The sequence below is a fragment of the Herbaspirillum sp. YR522 genome, assembly GCF_000282575.1.
In the GTDB taxonomy this organism is placed as follows: domain Bacteria; phylum Pseudomonadota; class Gammaproteobacteria; order Burkholderiales; family Burkholderiaceae_D; genus Herbaspirillum.
Genome location: NZ_AKJA01000039.1, coordinates 1 through 16,064, shown reverse-complemented (window position 1 = coordinate 16,064; position 16,064 = coordinate 1). Strand labels below are relative to the sequence as shown.

General features: G+C 66.9%; 16 protein-coding genes. 11 read left to right on the top strand and 5 right to left on the bottom strand.

Annotated elements, in window-relative coordinates; all coding sequences use genetic code 11:
- The coding region (locus PMI40_RS06865; RefSeq protein WP_008113524.1) for an FAD-binding oxidoreductase at nt 1-484 on the top strand (484 nt) is incomplete at its 5' end.
- A 6-nt stretch (nt 485-490) separates the two neighbouring features.
- Here PMI40_RS06865 and PMI40_RS06860 read toward each other — a convergent pair.
- The 3 genes from PMI40_RS06860 to PMI40_RS06850 form a co-directional block, all read right to left on the bottom strand.
- Entirely contained in the window at nt 491-1,021 is a 531-nt protein-coding gene (locus PMI40_RS06860) for a cysteine hydrolase family protein (RefSeq protein WP_008113523.1), read from the bottom strand.
- 114 nt (nt 1,022-1,135) lie between these two features.
- Nucleotides 1,136-2,446 carry an LLM class flavin-dependent oxidoreductase gene (locus PMI40_RS06855; protein WP_040501757.1) on the bottom strand — a complete coding sequence of 437 codons (1,311 nt, stop codon included), beginning with the start codon at nt 2,444-2,446 and terminating at the stop codon, nt 1,136-1,138.
- A 3-nt stretch (nt 2,447-2,449) separates the two neighbouring features.
- Nucleotides 2,450-3,418: an aliphatic sulfonate ABC transporter substrate-binding protein gene (locus PMI40_RS06850; RefSeq protein ID WP_008113521.1), complete on the bottom strand. Its 969-nt coding sequence runs from the start codon at nt 3,416-3,418 to the stop codon at nt 2,450-2,452.
- 184 nt (nt 3,419-3,602) lie between these two features.
- Between PMI40_RS06850 and PMI40_RS06845 the strand changes: the two genes are divergently transcribed.
- The 5 genes from PMI40_RS06845 (at nt 3,603) to PMI40_RS06825 (ending at nt 7,687) form a co-directional block, all read left to right on the top strand.
- Complete coding sequence (locus PMI40_RS06845) at nt 3,603-3,785, top strand: hypothetical protein (protein WP_008113520.1); 183 nt, start codon at nt 3,603-3,605, stop codon at nt 3,783-3,785.
- A gap of 74 nt (nt 3,786-3,859) precedes the next feature.
- On the top strand, nt 3,860-6,364 hold the full coding sequence (locus tag PMI40_RS06840) for a DEAD/DEAH box helicase (protein ID WP_238540910.1): 2,505 nt from the start codon (nt 3,860-3,862) through the stop codon (nt 6,362-6,364).
- 114 nt (nt 6,365-6,478) lie between these two features.
- Nucleotides 6,479-6,745 (top strand): hypothetical protein, encoded by a 267-nt coding sequence (locus PMI40_RS06835; protein ID WP_008113518.1) that lies wholly within the window; start codon nt 6,479-6,481, stop codon nt 6,743-6,745.
- Between the two features lie 171 nt (nt 6,746-6,916).
- Entirely contained in the window at nt 6,917-7,459 is a 543-nt protein-coding gene (locus PMI40_RS06830; RefSeq protein WP_008113517.1) for a low affinity iron permease family protein, read from the top strand.
- A gap of 27 nt (nt 7,460-7,486) precedes the next feature.
- A complete protein-coding gene (locus PMI40_RS06825) occupies nt 7,487-7,687 on the top strand; it encodes a hypothetical protein (RefSeq protein ID WP_008113514.1) in 201 nt (66 codons plus the stop codon).
- Nucleotides 7,688-7,713: 26 nt separating this feature from the next.
- On the opposite strand, the gene PMI40_RS06820 is transcribed toward PMI40_RS06825, so the two are convergent.
- Nucleotides 7,714-9,045, bottom strand: a complete 1,332-nt coding sequence (locus PMI40_RS06820) for an MFS transporter (protein ID WP_008113512.1) — start codon at nt 9,043-9,045, stop codon at nt 7,714-7,716.
- Between the two features lie 239 nt (nt 9,046-9,284).
- Between PMI40_RS06820 and PMI40_RS22885 the strand changes: the two genes are divergently transcribed.
- The 5 genes from PMI40_RS22885 (at nt 9,285) to PMI40_RS06795 (ending at nt 15,072) form a co-directional block, all read left to right on the top strand.
- Entirely contained in the window at nt 9,285-12,131 is a 2,847-nt protein-coding gene (locus tag PMI40_RS22885) for a PAS domain-containing sensor histidine kinase (RefSeq protein WP_008113510.1), read from the top strand.
- Nucleotides 12,132-12,392: 261 nt separating this feature from the next.
- Nucleotides 12,393-12,650, top strand: coding sequence for a DUF4148 domain-containing protein (locus PMI40_RS06810; RefSeq protein ID WP_008113507.1), 258 nt, complete (start codon nt 12,393-12,395; stop codon nt 12,648-12,650).
- A 47-nt stretch (nt 12,651-12,697) separates the two neighbouring features.
- Entirely contained in the window at nt 12,698-12,922 is a 225-nt protein-coding gene (locus PMI40_RS06805; protein WP_008113505.1) for a hypothetical protein, read from the top strand.
- 231 nt (nt 12,923-13,153) lie between these two features.
- Nucleotides 13,154-14,092, top strand: a complete 939-nt coding sequence (locus PMI40_RS06800) for a LysR family transcriptional regulator (RefSeq protein ID WP_040501755.1) — start codon at nt 13,154-13,156, stop codon at nt 14,090-14,092.
- A 47-nt stretch (nt 14,093-14,139) separates the two neighbouring features.
- Complete coding sequence (locus PMI40_RS06795; protein ID WP_008113501.1) at nt 14,140-15,072, top strand: ornithine cyclodeaminase family protein; 933 nt, start codon at nt 14,140-14,142, stop codon at nt 15,070-15,072.
- Nucleotides 15,073-15,147: 75 nt separating this feature from the next.
- Here PMI40_RS06795 and PMI40_RS06790 read toward each other — a convergent pair.
- Nucleotides 15,148-16,064 (bottom strand): HlyD family type I secretion periplasmic adaptor subunit (locus tag PMI40_RS06790; protein WP_008113498.1); only part of this gene is annotated, 917 nt, incomplete at its 5' end.

Sequence of the window (16,064 nt, the reverse complement as noted above, 5' to 3'; positions counted from 1 at the left end):
GGCGGCGGCCGCCGGTGACCGCGTGCGGCTGGAGAGCGAACGCGGCTATCACGCCAGCATTGCCGGCGATTCGCTGCCAAGCACGGCGCGCACACCGATGATGGTGTCCGAATTCAAGGTCATCGCCACGCAGATGGACACCGGCTTGCGCATCGCCGGCCAGGTCGAGTTCGCGTCATTCGAGGCGGCCCCCGATTGGCGCCGCGCGCACATCATGCGCGACATCGCATTGAAGCTGTTCCCGGGTTTGCCGCGCGACCTGCCGGCGCCGCAGGTGAAGTTCTGGCTGGGACGTCGTCCCAGCACACCCGACGGCATGCCTTGCATCGGCCCGGCCAGCGCCAGTGGCGACATCGTGCATGCCTATGGCCACGGTCACATCGGCCTGGGCTGTTCGGCGCGCACCGGGCGCATCGTGGCGCAACTGCTGGCGGGTAAGGCGCCCGAGATCGACCTGGCGCCGTTCAGCCCGCAGCGTTTCTAGCGCCGGCTAGAACCCGATATCGGCACCGGCCATGATGCCGGCGCGTACTCCATAGGCGCCCAGGTTGGCCAGCGTGGCGTGGTGGTGGGCCACGATCTGCGCTGCGGCCAGCACCGCATTGTCGGCGGTGGTGTGGCCATCGGCGGCCAGCGTCACCGGATAGCCCAGCGCCAGCGCACGGCGCACGGTCGATTCCACGCAGAATTCGGTCTGCATGCCGCACACCACCAGCTGCGACACATGGCGCGTCTTGAGCATCGATTGCAGGTCGGTCTGGTGAAACGCATCCGAACCCCGCTTGCGCAGCAGCGTATCACCCTGGCCTGCCGCTAGTCCTGCGGCCAGTTGCCAGCCGGCGCTGCCGTGCGCCAGGCTGGCGCCGTCCTCGTGCTGCACCACGATCACCGGTGCGCCGGCGGCGCGGGCGCGTCGCGCCAGGTCATTGATGTTGCCAATGATGCGGGCGGCATCGGCCACGGCCGTGGGGCCGACGCACAGCGCTTGCTGGACGTCGATGATGAGTAGTGCGGTGGGCATGGGGCGGGGCGGTGGTTGGTCGTGCGCCGATCTTAGCGCAGATCGGCGGCGTCGATGGCGTCCGTGCAGCCCGGTTCCCTGACAGGCCGCCAGGTCCGGGCTGCAGGCCCGCGCTCAGGCTGGCCGCGACAGGTGCTGCCGCAAATGCCGGCCGCTGTACTGGCGGCGCAGGCTGCCGCGTCTTTGCAGCTCCGGCACCACGTGCGCGACGAAGTCATCGAAACCGCGCGGCAGGTGGGCCGGCGTGATCACGAAGCCGTCGGCGCCGCGCTCGGCCACGATGTGCTCGAGCCAGTCGGCGATGTCACCGGCGGTGCCGGCGACCTGTGGCACCAGCACCCCCTGCGCATACAGGCGGCCGGCGTCGGCCAGGGTCAGCTGGCGTTGGCTCGAGACTTCCTGCAGCAACTTGAACAGCCCCTGGATCCCGCTGACCTGCATGTCGGCCAGCGGTGCGTCCAGCGCATGGGCCGAGAAGTCCACGTTCATGTGGCTCGACAGGGTCGACAGGCCCACCAGCGGGTCGGCCAGCGCATTGGACTGCTCGCGCAGTTCCTCGGCATGGGCGCGCGAGCCGGCCACGAAGGGCATCACCGCCGACAGCACCTTGATCTCGCCCGGCTGCCGACCGAATCGTTGGGCACGTCCCTTGAGGTCGTCATAGAAGCGTTGCATGCGCGCCAGGTCGGGCTGGATGTTGAACACCACCTCGGCCCAGCGCGCAGCGAAATCCTGGCCGCGATCGGATGATCCGGCCTGTATGATCACCGGGCTGCGCTGCGGCGTGGACGGGATGTTCAGCGGGCCGCGGACCTTGAAATGCGGGCCCGCATGGTCGATCGCGGCCACCCGCGCGGCATCGGCATAACGGCCGTCGGGCGCCAGCAGCAGGGCGTCGGCCTGCCAGCTGCGCCACAGCTTGTGGGTCACGTCCAGAAATTCGTCGGCGCGGTCGTAGCGCACATCGTGCGGCAGGGTCTGTTCGAGGCCGAAGTTGTCGGCCTCGCCCTGGTTGACCGAGGTCACCACGTTCCAGGCGGCACGCCCGCCCGACAGGTGGTCCAGCGTGGCGAATTCGCGTGCCAGGCTGTAGGGCTGCGAGTAGGTGGTCGAACGCGTGGCGCCCAGTCCGATATGGCGTGTCACCGCCGCCAGCGCGCCCAGCAGCGGCAGCGGATCGAGCCGGGTGGCGTCCTGGTCGCCCACAGCAATGCCGTGGGCATGATGCTCGCCATAGCGGGTCGACACCGCCAGGCGGTCGGCGAAGAACAGCAGGTCGAAGCGACCGCGTTCCAGCGTCCGGGCCACATGACGGTAATAGTCGAGCTGCAGGAAGCCGCCCGGGGTGCTGGCAGGGTGGCGCCACAGGCCCTGGCTGTGGGCGGCGTTGCCGGCGATCAGGAAAGCGGCCAGGTGCATCGGCATGCCTCAGAGCAAGACATCGCGATAGACCTTGTCCTGCACCTGCACGGCGTTCTTGATCAGGCCCAGCTTGAGGAAGGCGTCGGCGATCTGCTGCTGTTCGGCGACGATGCCGGCATCGACGGCGACTGTGGTGTAGTTGCGCCGTTCGGTGGCCAGCCGCAGCACCTTGGGGTCGACCCCCAGTTGCGGTGCCAGCAGCTCGGCGGTTTCCTGCGGATGGCCCTGGGTCCAGTTGTTGGCCTGCCTGAGTTCGGCAAAGAGGGTGCGCACCACGTCGCGGTTGCGGTCCACGAAGCCAGGCACTGCCAGGTGGAAGGTCCGATTGTTGGACAGGCCGGTGCCGTCGCGCAACACCCGCGGGCGGGTGCTCAGTTCCTGTCCCGCCAGAAACGGATCCCACAGCGTGGCGGCGTCGACATTGCCCGACTGGAACGCGGCGCGCACGTCGGCTGCATTGGTCACGTAGACCGGTTCGATGTCCTGGTAGCCGAGGCCGACTTCTTCCAGTGCCTTCAACAGCAGGAACTGCACGTTCCAGCCGCGTCCGGTAGCGACCTTTTTGCCCTTGAGGTCCTTGACGCCGCGGAGCGGCGAATCCTGCGCCACGAAGATGGCGATGCCCTTGGGGTAGGGTTGCTCGGCACCGAGATAGACCGCGTTCACGCCGGCGGCGTTGGCGAATACCGAGGGCGTGTCGGCGGCATGCCCGAAGTCGATCGCCTGGGCATTGAGCGCCTCGGTGAGCTGGGGCCCGGCGGCGAACTCGAACCATTTCACCTGCCAGCCCCTGGGCGCCAGCGCCTGCTCCAGGCGGCCGGTGCCCTTGAGGATATTGAGGGTGTTGAATTTCTGGTAACCGATGCGCAATACCTTCTCTTGCGCTGCCCGCACCAGCGGCGCGCCGCCGGCCAGCGCCCCGGCAGCCAGGCCCTGCAGCAGCAGGCGGCGTTTCTGTTGGTTGTCCTGGCCCATGGGCTCCCCGGTTTCTGATCCAAAAGGCCCAGGGTAGTGCGGCACGGGGACGGCGGGAACGAACAATTTCGCAGATGCAAATGCGCTCTGCGTTGCGTCGGCGCCGCTGCGGCAATTTGTCCCATTCCGGCGGCCGGGCGCATTGGCTACAATGGTCGCTCGCGTCCTTTCCTGCCCGTACGCCATGACCTATCTATACGACCGCCTCGAGACTTTCCTGCGCCGCGCCACCGGCTTGCATATCGTATTGGCGTTGCTGGCGGTGGGCGGCGCATTGTGCTGGGCGGTCTATCTCTGGGCCACCGGCGAGGCGCGCATCCCGTTTGCGCTGTTCGATATCTGCTTCACGCCTGCCCCCGCTAAATAGCCGGGCGCCGAGCATCGACGACAAAGCGGCCTACAATGGCCGCTTTGTCATTTGTGGTGCCAGTGGTCTCTCGCATGCCTGCTTCTTCTTCCGACGTCCCGGTCTTCCAACCGCGCCTGACGCTGCACACGCTCACCCGCGGCGATGGGCTGCTGGGCATGCGCGCCCATGGCTTGTTCGGTCCGCGCGGCGCGCCGTTGACGGTGGCCCAGATCGACTGGGTCTATGGCAGCGGCGCACAGCGCTGGAGCACCCCTGCACCCCGGTATCCGGACCAGGAGCTGGACGTCGGCTATACCCCGGCCCACATCCGGCGCGACCCTGTGGCCGAGACGGCGGCACTGGAGTTGATCCGCGACATGGGCATGCTGCCGCTGCGCGAAGATGCGCTGCAGTGGCGCGCCACCAATCCGATGCACGATGCCGGCCCGCTGTGGACCCTGGTGCAGGAAGAGTCGTTCGGCGACTTCTGGGCCGACGATGGGCCCCGGCTGCAACGGCATGGCTGGCAACTGGTGGTACGGCCAGGTTTTGCGCACGAGGCGGTACCGGTGCAAGCCTGGCGCTTCGTCATCGATACCGCCAGCGGCGAGGTGCTGGCCAAGGAAGTGGCCGGCGCCTTGCCGACCCGGGCCATTACGGCCGACGCCTTCGATCGCAGCGATACGACCGGCCACTGGCTGCTGTCGATCGGCATCGAGGTCGATGGCGAGGTCATGGATGTGGCGCCCATGGTGGCCGACCTGCTGCGTCGCGACCCGCGCTGGGGCGACGCCGCCGCCCTGGAACGGATCGACGAGCACGCCGTGATCTCGCTGCGGGCACCGCGCGGGCGGCGCATCGACGCCATGGCAGGACCGCTCAAGGCAGTGGTGCTGGCCATGCTCGACCTGTTGGCCGACCCCCGCCGCAAGAACGGCCCTCTGCCGATGAGCGCGCTGGACGCGCATCGCCTGGATGCCATCCATTCGGCCTTGCTGGCCCTCGACAGCGGCGCGCCATGGCACATGCAAGGCGAAGGCGAGGTGCTGCAACTGGCGCGCCGCCTGCGCCAGGCCGGCGCCGTGGGCGAGGTGGGCGCGCCGCCGGGACTGGCAATCGCGCTGCGTCCCTATCAGCTGCAGGGCCTGGCGTGGCTGCAATACCTGCGCCAGCAGGGACTGTGCGGCATCCTGGCCGACGACATGGGACTGGGCAAGACGGCCCAGGTGCTGGCGCACATACTGGTGGAGCAACAGGCGGGTCGGCTGGACCGGCCGGCGCTGGTGGTGGTGCCGACCTCGCTGTTGTTCAACTGGCAGCAGGAGGCGCAGCGCATCGCGCCCCAGTTGCGCGTGCTGGTGCTGCATGGCGATGCGCGCGGCGAGCGGTTCGCGCAGCTGGACCGGGCCGACCTGGTGCTGACTACCTATGCGCTGCTGTGGCGCGACCTGCATGCGCTGGCGCCACAAGCATGGCACCTGCTGGTGCTGGACGAAGCCCAGACCGTCAAGAACGCGGCCGGCCGCAGCGCCACGGCGGCGCGCAAGTTGCAGGCGCGACACCGGATCTGCATGACCGGCACGCCGCTGGAGAATCACCTGGGTGAGCTGTGGACCCAATTCCATTTCTTGATGCCTGGTTTCCTGGGCGACGCCCGCAGTTTTTCACGGCTTTGGCGCAAGCCCATCGAAGAGCAGGGGCAGACCGTGCGCGCACGGCTGCTGGCGCAGCGGGTGCGTCCCTTCATCCTGCGCCGGCGCAAGCAGGATGTGCTGCAGGAGTTGCCACCCCGCATCGAGATCGTCGAACGCCTGCAACTGCAGGGCCGCCAGCGCGCCTTGTATGAAAGCGTGCGCATCGCCGCCGACAAGCAGGTCAGGCGCGCGCTGCTGCGGCGCGGACTGGGCGCGTCCCAGGTCACCGTGATGGACGCCTTGCTCAAGCTGCGCCAGGTCTGTTGCGATCCCACCCTGTTGAAGGGCAGCGACACGCCGCGCGGCATCGAACGTGCCAAGCTCGAGTGGCTGCGCGACATGCTGCCGGGGCTGATCGCCGAAGGACGCCGCATCCTGCTGTTTTCGCAGTTCACCGAGATGCTGGCGGTGGTCGAGCAGGAGGTCAACGCATTGGGCCTGCCCTACCTGATGCTGACCGGCCAGACCGATCCGGCCCAGCGCGGCGCGGTGATCGCCCGCTTCCAGCAGTGCCAGGCACCGCTGCTGCTGGTCAGTCTCAAGGCCGGCGGCGTCGGCCTGAACCTGACTGCGGCCGATACGGTGATCCTGGCCGATCCCTGGTGGAACCCGGCGGTGGAGCAACAGGCCATCGCACGGGCGCACCGGCTGGGGCAGACCCGGCAGGTGTTCGTCTACAAGCTGGTGATCGAAGGCAGCATCGAGGAACGGCTGCTGGAACTGCAGGCGCGCAAGTCGACGCTGGCCGAGGGCATCCTGGGGCATGACGACCTGGCCAGCATCAAGTTCGGCCAGGAAGAACTCGACGCACTGCTGGCGCCGCTGGCGCACGGGGTGCACGAAAAGGTGGTGGTCATGCCGGCGCGCTCGCTGACCGGCGATGTGTGGGACGGCGTGTCGTAAGCCGCTGCCAGGCCGTCTACTCAGACATTTCCTGATATTGCTCATCCGTGGCTGGCGCTACCATGCTGCCTTGATGACAAGATCGACGGCGATGGAGAGCGGATGGAGGCAGTCATGCAATACACGATATACGTGGGACTGGGTTTGTGCCTGGCTTGCCTGATGGCATCGCTGGTGGTGCATGTGGTGTTCGAACGGCGCTGGCAGAAGCGCATCGAGCGCGACGCCGAGGCGGTGCTGGCGCGCGGCCGCTACAAGGAAGCGGTACGGGACGACTCGATGTCGCCGCATCAATGGCAGGAACTGCGCCTGCGCGTGGAAGAAATGCAGATCGTGGCCGAGGAAACCGGCCGTCCCCAGCCCTACAAGAACGTCGCCTGAGCTTGTCCGGCGGCAAGCTGTCGCCATGTTGCTTCTGTCGAGCTGTTTTCCTACAACGTGCTGCGGCGTTGTCCGCTTCGCCCGCCGCCAGACCCAAGCGATACTTGCGCGCATCATAGGCGCATGGCCTGCCGACCCGGCGGGACCGGCGCCACGCCGGAGACATCGCTCATGAAGACTTCAGACCTGTTCCATCAATTCTCGATCAGCAGCGCCCAGGCAGTGGGCTCGTCGTGGACCTTCGTCATGGCCCTGGCCGTGATCGTGGTGTGGGCCATCACCGGACCGCTGTTCGACTATTCCGATACTTGGCAGCTGCTGATCAATACCGGCACCACCATCGTCACCTTCCTGATGGTGTTCCTGATCCAGAACGCGCAGAACCGCGACGCCGAAGCGACCCAACTCAAGCTCGACGAACTGATTCGCGCACAGAAAGGCGCCCGTAACAACATGATGGACCTGGAGGACGTCAGCGACGAGGAGCTGTCGCGCCTGAAACAGGAATTCGCGCGCATGGGCGAGCATCCCGACGATCCGGTGCGCCAGCGCCTGCGTCGCTCGCTGGGTCGCGCCAGCAGCCGCGGCCAGCAGGACCAGCAGGGCAAGTCGCTGGCGCACCAGCCCACCCCCATGGCAGCCCGCGCACCACGGCGCCAGAAACAGTTCGACGAGTCCTCGCGCCGGGTACATGCGCAGCAGCAGTGGACTTGACCATCCGCAGCCAGCCAGGAGAGCACCATGAAAAGCCAGACCCCGACCAAGCCGCATTCCGATAGCGCCCTGGACGACCGTCCCGATGATCGCCATACCCCCGAGCCGCCGGTGCAGCCCGACAAGCTGGGCGCGCACCCTGGCAAGGGGCGCACGGCGCTGCGCACCGGCGGCGGCAGCGATGCCGAACAGCTGCTGGACCAGCAGGACCTCAAACGCCCGACATGACCCGGTGGCTGCGCGGCGGTGCCGATTCAGCGCGGCCGGACGGGGCGCGCGATGAACACCAGGATCAGCACCGTCGCCAGCAACTCCACCAGTGCGATGCCGGTCAGGCCCCGGGTATAGCTGCCGGTGGTGCTCTTGAGGTATCCCAGCAGCTGGGGCGAGAAATAGCCGGCCAGGTTGGCCACCGAATTGATCACCGCCAGTCCGATGGCAATGGCGCTGCCCGACAGATACTGGCCGGGCAATTGCCAGAAGATCGGGATCGCGCCCATGGTGCCGGCCGACGACACCGCCAATGCCGCCACCACGCCGGCCGGATTGCGCTGGCCGACGAACCAGGCCGCCGCCAGCAGTCCGATGGCGCCCAGTGCGGCTGCGGCAGCCGTATGCAGCCGGGTTTCCTGCGCCCGGTCCGACAGCCAGCCGTTGACCAGCATGCCGGCCCAGCCGCAAGCGTAGATGCCGCCCATCACCCAGCCCAAGGTCTTGATGTCGGTAAAGCCGACCTCGCGCACCAGGCTCGGTCCGTAGAACACCAGCGTCGCATTGCCGGCGATGATGCAGAAGAACACGGCGATGAGCAGCCAGATGCGGCTATTGCCCAGCGACGCCATGAAGCTATGCTGGCGCGGGCCCAGGCGCCGCTCTTCATCGGCCAGTTCGCTGGCGATGTGTTCCTTTTCGGTCGACGACAGCCACTTGGCGCGCGCGGGCAGGTCGGTCAGGATGAACCAGGCCAGCAGGCCCATGACCACCGACGGAATGCCCTCGACGATGAACAGCCATTGCCAGCCCTTCATGCCCCACGCGCCCTGGGTCAGGTCCATGATGTAAGCCGCCAGCGGGCTGCCCACCATCAGCGAAACGGCCGAGGCCGAGACGAATACCGACAAGGCCTTGCCGCGACGGTGGGCCGGCAGCCAGTAGGTCAGGTAGAGGATCACGCCCGGTTGCAGTCCCGCTTCGAAGGCACCCATCATGAAGCGCAGGAAGTAGAACTGGCCCGGCGTCTGGACCCAGGCCATGGCCACGCAGATCACCCCCCAGCCGATGGTGATGCGCATGATGGTCTTGCGCGCCCCGATCTTTTGCAGCAACAGGTTGCTGGGTACCTCGAAGAGGAAATAGCCGATGAAGAAGATCCCGGCGCCGGCGCCGTAGATGGCGTCCGACCATTGCAGGTCGCTCATCATCGTCAGCTTGGCGAAGCCGACGTTGACGCGGTCGACCCAGGCCAGGAACCAGATCAGCGTGACGCAGGGCACGATGCGCCAGATCACGCGGGCAAAGGTGGCGTCGCGCTCGCCGGCGAGCGCGACGGGAGGGATTGCAGCGGCAGTCGAGGGTGCAGCGGACATGCGATTCTCCGGTGGCGGGTGACAGGCAGCGGTGGTGCCGGTGCGGCGCGATTCACAGCCGGGGCCTGTGTCCGGACTAGCATTTTCCATGCCATTGGCGGCCTGCACGCGGCCTGCGGCGCAGGCACTGTCCCATGCCGTAGGAACCTGCTGTCGTGCTATGCTCGCTGCGTTGCCATGTTGCGCTGCGACAGCATGTCGCCGGCGCCGGCTTGCCACTTTGCCATCGCTCCCCACTGATGACAGCGCCCGACTCTTCCGACCGTTTCCCGTTCCTGGCCCATGGCGGCCACATGGGCGCGGCCATTGCCGCATTCGACTGGAGCGCCACGCCGCTGGGCCCGCTGTCGCAATGGCCGGCCCACCTGCGTACCGCCACCTCGATCATGCTGGCTTCGGACCGCGCCATGGTGATGATGTGGGGGCGCACCGGGATCCTGGTGTTCAACGATGCCTATGCCGCATCCGCCGGGCATTCGCGCCGGCGCGAACTGGGGCTGCCGGTGCAGCAGGCCTGGCCGGAAGTGGCCGACTTCAACAGCAACGTGCTCGATGTGGTGCTGGCCGGCGGCACGCTGGGCTACCGCGACCAGCGCATGATGCTGCAGCGTGACGTGGGCCTGGAAGACAGCTGGCTGTGCCTCGACTACAGCGCCGTGCGGGATGAGCAAGGCGTGCCCTGCGGGGTGCTGGTGATCCTCGAGGAAACCACCGCCAGGGTACACGTCGAGCAGCGCCTGTCGATTGCCCAGGCCGCCGGCGGCGTGGGTACCTTCGAATGGTTTCCCGACAGCGGCCGGCTGGAGGTCTCCGACCAATATCTGCGGCTGTGGAACCTGCCGCCGGGTACCGAAGTCACCGATGCCCTGCTGCTGCGCCTGCTGCATCCGGACGATGTCGGCGTGGCTGGCGTCAAGCGCCTCGACGACCGTGGCAATCCGCTGGCCTACAGCGAGTTCCGCCGGGTCGACCCGGACACCGGTGAAGTGCGCTGGCTGGCACGCCGGGGCGAAGTGGTATCGAGTCCCGAAAGCGGTCGCCGCCGCTATGTGGGCGTGATCGCCGACATCACCGAGCGACGCCAGACCGAACAGGCACTGCGCGACAGCGAGCAACGCTGGCGCAACCTGTTCGAGCAGATGCGCGAAGGTTTTTTCATCGGCCAGGCCGTGCGCGCGGGCAACGGCGCCATCGCCGATTTCCGCATGGTCACGCTCAATCCGGCCTTCCAGCAGCAGACCGGCATCGACACGGCGTGGGCCGAGGGTCGCATGATGAGCGAGATCACGCCCAGCATCCGCGACGAACTCACGGCCATCTACAGCGCCGTGCTCGACGGCAATCGCCGCGGCCAGTTCGAGATCCAGGTGCCCGAGCTCGAGAACCGCTGGTTCGAGGTGCGCGCCCAACGCATCGACGAAGACAGCTTTGCGGCCTTGTTCATCGATATATCGGGGCGCAAGACGGCCGAGCAGTTGATCATCGAAAGCGAATGGCGCTTTCGCTCGTTTGCCCAGTCCATGCCCAACCACGTCTGGACCGCCACGCCCGGCGGCGAACTGGACTGGTTCAATGACCGCGTCCACGAGTACGCCGGTGCCGCCGCCGGGCCGCTGCAAGGCGCCGGCTGGCTGCGCCTGCTGCATGCCGACGATCGTGCCCGCCACGCCCAGGCCTGGCAGGCGGCGATCGCAGGCGGGACCGGCTTCGAGATCGAATACCGGCTATTGCGCCACGACGGCGCCTACCGCTGGCATATCGGCCGCGCCGTGCCCATGCGCAGCAGCAGCGGCGAGATCGAACGCTGGATCGGCAGCAACACCGATATCGAAGCGCAGAAGGTGGCCGAGGCGGCCCTGTCGCAGCTGGCCGCCAACCTCGAGCAACGGGTCGAAGAACGTACCGGCGAATTGCTGGCCACGCAGGAGACGCTGCGCCACAGCCAGAAGATGGAAGCGCTGGGCAAGCTCACCGGCGGCGTGGCGCACGACTTCAACAACCTGCTGCAGGTGATCTCGGGCAACCTGCAATTGCTGACTCGGGAACTGGGCGCCGACGCGCGCGCCGGGCGCCGCATCACCAATGCCCTGGCGGGCGTGGCGCGCGGCGCCCGCCTGGCCAGCCAATTGCTGGCCTTTGGCCGACGCCAGCCGCTGGAACCCAAGGTACTCAACCTGTCGCGACTGGTGATGGGCATCGATGACATGCTGCGTCGCGCGCTGGGCGAGGCGATCGAGATCGAGATCGTCACCGCCGGCGGCCTGTGGAATACCTTCGCCGATCCGGCCCAGGTCGAGAATGCCTTGCTCAACCTGGCCATCAACGGACGCGACGCGATGACACAGGGCGGCCGGCTGACCATCGAATTGCGCAATGCGTGGCTGGACGACGCCTACGTCGAGCCGCACGCCGAGTTGCGTGCCGGCCAGTATGTGATGCTGGCCGTCAGCGATACCGGCAGCGGCATCCCGGCCGAGGTGCTCGAACATGTATTCGAACCGTTCTTCACCACCAAGCCCGAAGGGCAGGGCACCGGACTGGGCCTGTCGATGGTGTACGGCTTCGCCAAGCAATCGGGCGGCCACGTGGCGATCTATAGCGAGCCTGGCCAGGGCACCACGGTGAAGCTGTACCTGCCGCGCAACGAGCAGGCCGAGGATATCGTCAACGACCATCCCATGCCGCCGGCCGAAGGCGGCAACGAAACCATCCTGGTGGCCGAGGACGATGACGAGGTCAGCGCCACCGTGGTCGAGTTGCTGAGCGAATTGGGTTACCGGGTGCTCAAGGCGCGCGACGCCGAGGCGGCCCTGAGCATCATCGACAGCGGCATCGGCATCGACTTGCTGTTTACCGACGTGGTCATGCCGGGCAGGCTCAAGAGCCCCGAGATGGCGCGCCAGGCGCGCGAACGCATACCGCGCCTGGCGGTGCTGTTCACATCGGGCTACACCGATAACGCCATCGTCCACGGCGGCCGCCTGGAGCCGGGGGTGGAATTGCTCAGCAAGCCCTACACGCGCGAAGCACTGGCGCACAAGGTACGCTCGGTGCTGGTCCAGCAACGCCGCCGTGACGGCGCCTAGCCCTGTTTGCACGAAACGGCAGGCGTGCGCAATGCTGCTCCTCGGTTGTTGCTATGGACGTGATAGCGACAAGCGATTGTTCCACTTTGCAGAACACTCAATTCTTCTTTCAAGGGTTTTTCCCGGGGCCTTCGATCTCTACACTGCAGTCATCGATGAACGACATCGCAACGCAAGAAACGATGCCCACTCGTAGCGCCCCGTGCCCTCTCACATCCCGGCACGCCGCGTTGAACCCAACCAACCCGAAGGAGAAAAATCATGAATGCAAAGTATATCGTCGCCGCCGCCCTGGCCCTTTCCGCTTCCTCGCTGGCGTTTGCCGAAGCACCTTATCCGGTCGACAAGCCTTTCGTATCGACCACCAGCCGCGCCGCGGTCAAGGCCGAACTGGCCCGCGCCCAGCAACAAGGCGTGGCCAACCAGGTCGACTCGGTCTATCCGGTACTGACGTCGGCGCCGGCCAACCGCGGCCTGCAATCGGCCGGTAGCGTCTCGTCGACTTATTCGGGCGCCTGATCGCCCGCGCAATGCGTTTCATATAGAACAAGAAAAGAGGAATGATCATGCTGGCCCACCTGATTTCGCGCGGTACCTCCATCTACCCACGCCTGTACATGCAGATGGCGGCGTTGGTGGGTTTGCTGATCGCCGCCGAGTTCAGCATGGGCACCCTGGGCATGATGCTGACCCAGCGCGCCGTCTATCGCGTCTCGCAACGCGTACGTCGCCGCCGCCAGGTCGCGCGCGATGCGCGCCAGGCTTGCCCCGGCGGCAATTGCTGCGCCTGATATCGCCATAGCCTGCCGGCCCCCCGAGGCCGATGGCGGCCCGATGCGAAGCGCGCATCGGGCCGTCGTGCTTTTGCGGCATGAAGCGCTGCTCCCGCCGGTCCGGAAAACCCGATGGCGCTGCCGCCCCGCGGCTCATGCCAAAATGGCATGGGACGGCGAGCCATGCCGTTTTGTATAGTGGCAGGCGGGTTTGCATGGGCGAGTCTGCAGCGCAAAGGGGCGGGGAATATGGAAATCAAATGGGTCGAGGACTTCCTGTCGGTGGTGGAGACCCTCAACTTCAGCCGTTCGGCCAAGTTGCGCAACGTCACGCAGCCCGCTTTCGGCCGCCGCATCCGTTCGCTTGAAACCTGGCTGGGCGCGGAGCTGTTCGACCGCTCTTCCTATCCTTGTACGCTCACGCCGGCTGGCGAGTCGTTCGTGCCGATTGCGCGCGAGATGCTCAACCAGTCGATGCAGGCGCGGCTGGTGCTGCGGGGACAATTGGCAGGTTCGCAGGCAGCGGTGCGCTTTGCCATGCCGCATACCTTGTTGCTGACCCTGTATCCGCGCCTGTTGTCGGAGATCGAACGCAAGGTCGGCGCCATCTCGACCACCGTGATGGCCGGCAACGTGCATGATGCCGTGATGGCGCTGGTCGAACGCAACTGCGACCTGCTGATCTGCTACGACCATCGCCAGCAAGGCATTGCGCTCGACAACGAACGCTACGCGATGCTCTCGCTGGGCAAAGAGCCCCTACGGCCCTACGTCAGGGCGTTGCCCAACGGCCAGCCCAAGTATGTCTTGCCGGGCACGCCCGGCGAGCCCTTGCCTTTCCTGAGCTACTCACCCTATTCGTCGCTGTCGCGCATCGTCGAGAAAGCCCTGCATACCAGTCCGCGCCGGGTACACCTGTTCCGGCGCTTCGAGACCGACCTGGCCGAAGGCCTCAAGAGCATGGCCGTCGAAGGTCATGGCGTCGCCTGGCTGCCGGCCAGCGCGGTGGCCCGTGAAGTGGCCGAAGGCAAGCTGGTGCTGGCCGTTGCCGCCAACGATGGCGATGCACTTGCTGCCGGCCTGTGGTGTGACGAGATGGATATCCGCCTGTATCGACGGCTCGATGGCAGCTCGCCCGAGATCGACCGCATCTGGGCCTACCTCAAGAGCGAGCACGCACCGGGCTAGGGCCGGCGCCGGGCCGCAGCATTCTCAACCTATTCGAAGGAGTCACCATGCAACTCATCAGCAACCAGCAGATCAGCGAACTGATCACCACCGCCGACGCCATCGGCGCCATGCGCGAGGCCTTCGCCGCCGCTGGCCAGGGGGCTCACCAGGGCCGCGTGCGCACCTCGGCCTCCAATGGCGTGGCGCTGGCGATGATGGGGGCGGTGATTCCCGGCGCGGGCATTGCCGGGGCCAAGATCTACACCACCATCAACGGCCAGTTCAAGTTCGTCATCGTGTTGTTTTCGACCCGGACCGGTGCGCCCCTGGCCACCATCGAAGGCGACACCATGACCGGCCTGCGCACCGCGGCGGCCACGGCGGTGGCCTGCGATGCGCTGGCGCGCCCGCAAGCCGAGGTGCTGTCGGTGATCGGTACCGGCGTGCAGGCCCGTTCGCATGTGCCGGCGCTGTTGCAGGTGCGCAAGTTCAAGCAGATCCTGGTCGCGGGCAGGTCAGGCCAGCAGGAGCTGGCGGCGGAACTGACGCGTACCCTGGGCGTGCCGGCGCGTGCGGTCGATATCGACGAAGCCGCCCGCAGTGCGGACGTGCTGGTCACGGTAACCCGCTCGGCCACGCCCCTGTTCGACGGGGCGCTGTTGCGTGCAGGCAGTTTCGTGGCCGCGGTGGGCGCCTCCAAGGCGGCCGTGCGTGAACTGGACGATGTGGCCGTCCGGCGCGCCGCGGCCCTGTTCGTCGAATGGAAGCCGCAGGCACAACAGGAGGCCGGCGACCTGCTGCAGTGCGCACCCGGCACCTTCGACTGGGCCAATGTGATGGAGCTGGCGCAGGCGGTGGATGGTAGCGCGCCGTATCAGCGCCAGGCCGACGACATCGTCATCTACAAGGGCATCGGCATTGGCCTGGAAGACGTGGCGCTGGCGGGCCTGGCCTATCGCAAGGCGTGTCTCAGGTATGGCTGGCAAAGCGAGGTATGAGCCTTCCGGCAGACCGCTCGGCCGTTGGCGCCTGACGCGAAGCAGCCTGTTGCCAGCGCGACCGCGGCGTTGACTTCAACGTTCGCGCAGGCTTTCATTGGCGTAGGCGATCAAGGGCGACAGGAAGTATTCGATCACCCGCCGCCGGCCGGTCTTGATCTCGACCGCCACCGCCATGCCGGGGCTGAGTGCGACGGCGACACCGTCGACCTGCATCGTATGGCGTTGCAATTGCACCCTGGACGAATACACCAGGCCGCGCTTGTCGTCGCTGATGGCGTCGTGCGAGACCGAGCCGACCGTGGCGGCGATGGTGCCGAATTTGGTAAAGGGAAAGCTCTCGAGCTTGACTTCGGCCTGCTGGCCGGCCCGGACGAAGCCGATATCCTTGTTCTCTAGGAACGCCTCGACCTCCAGCAACTGGTCACGCGGCACGATCATCATCAACGGCTGCGCCGGCGTCACCACGCCCGACTCGGTATGGATCGCCAGTTGTTGCACCGTGCCGGCCACGGGCGCGCGCAACTCGGTCAGCCGGCCCTGCAGTTCGGCCTTGGCCAGTTCCTGCTCCAGGCTTGCCTGCTGCTGCAGCGCACGGGTCAGGGTGTCGAGCGTGGCGCGCCTGGCCTGCGCCACGATCTCGCTTTTCTGGCTATCGGCTTCGCGCAGGCTGGCTTCGATCTCGCGCAGGCGAGCGCGCAGGTTGTCGAGGTCGCCTTCTTGTTCGATACGGACCTGTTCCCGTTCGAGGTAGCCATGGTGCGAGACGAACCTGCGCTCTGCCAGGTCCTTCAGGTCCTGCGCCCGCCGGCGCGCGATGGGCAAGGTCTGTTCGAGCTTGCCCACCAGCGCCCGTGTCGCCGCCAGGCTGGCCTGGCGCCGGATCACCTCGGCCTCGAGCCGCGCCAGCCGGGCGCGAAATTCGCCCAGCTGGCTGGCCAGCAGGCGTTGCGACTCCAGCCAGGCGGGCTCGGCGATATCGGCCGGCCGCC

Coding starts and splice junctions, on each gene's coding strand:
- PMI40_RS06860 (WP_008113523.1), bottom strand. CDS start 1,021: ATGCCCACCGCACTACTCATCATCGACGTCCAGCAAGCGCTGTGCGTC.
- PMI40_RS06855 (WP_040501757.1), bottom strand. CDS start 2,446: ATGCCGATGCACCTGGCCGCTTTCCTGATCGCCGGCAACGCCGCCCAC.
- PMI40_RS06850 (WP_008113521.1), bottom strand. CDS start 3,418: ATGGGCCAGGACAACCAACAGAAACGCCGCCTGCTGCTGCAGGGCCTG.
- PMI40_RS06845 (WP_008113520.1), top strand. CDS start 3,603: ATGACCTATCTATACGACCGCCTCGAGACTTTCCTGCGCCGCGCCACC.
- PMI40_RS06840 (WP_238540910.1), top strand. CDS start 3,860: ATGCCTGCTTCTTCTTCCGACGTCCCGGTCTTCCAACCGCGCCTGACG.
- PMI40_RS06835 (WP_008113518.1), top strand. CDS start 6,479: ATGCAATACACGATATACGTGGGACTGGGTTTGTGCCTGGCTTGCCTG.
- PMI40_RS06830 (WP_008113517.1), top strand. CDS start 6,917: ATGAAGACTTCAGACCTGTTCCATCAATTCTCGATCAGCAGCGCCCAG.
- PMI40_RS06825 (WP_008113514.1), top strand. CDS start 7,487: ATGAAAAGCCAGACCCCGACCAAGCCGCATTCCGATAGCGCCCTGGAC.
- PMI40_RS06820 (WP_008113512.1), bottom strand. CDS start 9,045: ATGTCCGCTGCACCCTCGACTGCCGCTGCAATCCCTCCCGTCGCGCTC.
- PMI40_RS22885 (WP_008113510.1), top strand. CDS start 9,285: ATGACAGCGCCCGACTCTTCCGACCGTTTCCCGTTCCTGGCCCATGGC.
- PMI40_RS06810 (WP_008113507.1), top strand. CDS start 12,393: ATGAATGCAAAGTATATCGTCGCCGCCGCCCTGGCCCTTTCCGCTTCC.
- PMI40_RS06805 (WP_008113505.1), top strand. CDS start 12,698: ATGCTGGCCCACCTGATTTCGCGCGGTACCTCCATCTACCCACGCCTG.
- PMI40_RS06800 (WP_040501755.1), top strand. CDS start 13,154: ATGGAAATCAAATGGGTCGAGGACTTCCTGTCGGTGGTGGAGACCCTC.
- PMI40_RS06795 (WP_008113501.1), top strand. CDS start 14,140: ATGCAACTCATCAGCAACCAGCAGATCAGCGAACTGATCACCACCGCC.